Genomic DNA, 1941 nt, shown 5'->3' on the forward strand with positions numbered 1-1941 from the left:
ACAACAGCCTCAAGGGCGTGATCTCCAGCGCGGGTGCACAGAGCCTCAAACTCAGCGACCGGCTGGACAACAGCCAGGGCGGCTCCATCGACAGCGCCGCCACCCTGACCCTGCAGGCCATGGCCCTGGGCAACCAGGGCGGCACAGTCAACGCCGCCGGCGACCTGGAATTCATCGGCAGTGACCTGGACAACAGCCACGGCACTTTCACCGGCAAGCAGGGCGTCACCCTCGATCTGCTGGGACACTTGATCAATAACCAGGGCACGCTGTCTGCCGCCGGCCCTTTGCTGCTCAAGCGCAGCACTAAGGTTGAGAACCAGGGCGGCGAACTCTCCAGCCAGCAGTGGCTGCGGCTGTTCACCGAACACTTGGACAACCGTCAGAAAGGCCGTGTCGCGGCCAATGACTCGGTGTTGATCAGCGCCAGTGGCGAAGTGCAGAACAGCGACGGCGGCGAGATCCTCAGCCGCGAAGCCGACCTGCAACTCAATGCCGATCACTTGGATAACGCCAAGGGCCTGCTGCAGGCCAAGACCACCCTGGGCCTTGAGGTTGCCGCCGCTGCCGGCAACCAGGGCGGGCAGATCATTGCCCAGCAGGGCGACCTGACGCTCAAGGCGGGCCACCTCGACAACAGGGCCGGCAAGGTGTCCGCCCTCAACGGCGGCGCCACCCTGGAAACCGCTGCCGATGGCCGCCTCGACAACCGCGACGGCGCGCTCTTCGCCCAGCAGGCGCTGCATATCAGCGCCAAGGACCTGGACAACAGCGCCGGCCAGATCAGCGCCCGGCAGATCGAGCTGGAGCTGGCTGGTGCCCTGGACAACCGCCAGGGCCTGATCGAAAGCCGCAGCACCCTGGCCACCGCCGCCGCCAGCCTGGACAACCAGCGCGGGCAACTGCGGGCCCTGGGCCTGGCGAGCAAAACCCGCTTCGATATCGGCGGCACCTTCGACAACCGCGGCGGCTTCCTGGAAACCGCCAACCACGACCTGGCCTTCGACGCCGGCGGCTTCAACAACCGTGGCGGCAGCCTGCTGCACAGCGGCAGTGGCGTGTTCGGCATCTCCATGGCCAACCTCGAAGACGTCGGCGGCCGCCTGAAGACCGCCGGCCAACTGACCCTGGAGGCCGAGCGTTGGACCAACAGCAGTGCAATCCAGGCCGACCAGTTGCTGGTCAAGGTCGACCACCTGAGCCAGACCGCCGATGGCCAGCTCCTGGCGGGCAACGGCCTGACCGGCAGCGGCAGCCACTGGAGCAATGACGGCCTGATCGGCAGCGACGCCGCGCTCAACCTCGACCTGAACGGCAACTACAGCGGCAAGGGGCGCCTGAGCAGCATTGGTCAACTGGACCTGCATGCCGCGCAACTGGATCTGGCGGACAGCGCCAGCATCGCCGGCGGCGCTAATAGCACCCTGAAGATCGACGGTGCGCTGAACAGCGCCGGGCGTATCACCGCCAGCCAGAAGCTGCTGCTGAATGCCGCCAGCATCCACAACCTGGGCACCCTGGGCAGCGGCGAAGACCTGAACCTCACCGCCGCCACCCTGGTCAACGACCACGGCCTGATCTCCAGCGGCGGCAATATGCAACTGCTGACCACCAGCTTCAGCAACCGCTACGCCCAGGTGTACAGCCTGGGCACCGCGCTGATCGCCAAGGACGACCAGCAAACCCGCGCCGACCTGCTGGACAACCGTTCCGGGGATATCGAAAGCCTTGGCAAGCTGAGCATCGCCGCCACTACCGTCAACAACGTCATGGACGTGCTGCAGTACACCGAGCACGAAAAGAGCGCGGCCAGTATCACCCGCCTGTCCTGCACCCTGATTCCCGGCGCCGGCTGCGACGACCGCGGCGGCGGCCGCATCAACGGCCTGTGGGAAGTGGCCGAGACCGACCGCTTGCGGGTGACCAACAGCAGCGCCGCCG

1 pseudogene is annotated in these 1941 nt (G+C 66.6%); it reads left to right on the forward strand.

The features are described from left to right. Positions 1-1941: pseudogene (locus BLX41_RS02540) on the forward strand (DUF637 domain-containing protein); the annotation flags it as partial.

The organism is Pseudomonas protegens, assembly GCF_003732485.1.
Taxonomy (GTDB): Bacteria; Pseudomonadota; Gammaproteobacteria; order Pseudomonadales; family Pseudomonadaceae; genus Aquipseudomonas; species Aquipseudomonas protegens_B.